The sequence below is a fragment of the Gilvimarinus sp. 1_MG-2023 genome (assembly GCF_030548285.1).
The window spans coordinates 1-247 of sequence record NZ_JAUOSC010001468.1 but is presented as its reverse complement, the minus strand read 5'-3'; the positions used below and the strand labels follow the sequence as shown (position 1 = coordinate 247).

Genomic DNA, 247 nt, shown 5'->3' with positions numbered 1-247 from the left:
ACCGATCTTGATGGCCAGCCAGCAGAACGCAAAGATCCCTAGTTGTTTACCGATGAACAGGCCTGCGGCAATCCCGACCGGGATTGGGTGTAGCAGTTGATCCATGCCGATGCCGGTGAGGTTGAGGCCCGCGTTGGCAAAGGCAAAAACGGGTAAGATGAAGAACGCAACGACCGGGTGCAAGTCTTTTTCCAGTTGGTGGGCCGGTGAGTAACCAGGCTGGCGATCAAGTTTCATTGGTACGAAC

At 55.1% G+C, this 247-nt stretch carries 1 protein-coding gene; it reads right to left on the bottom strand.

Annotation, left to right across the window (positions count from 1 at the left end; translation table 11 throughout):
* Positions 1 to 247 (bottom strand): Na+/H+ antiporter NhaA (locus Q4563_RS21700; RefSeq protein WP_303606006.1); only part of this gene is annotated, 247 nt, incomplete at both ends.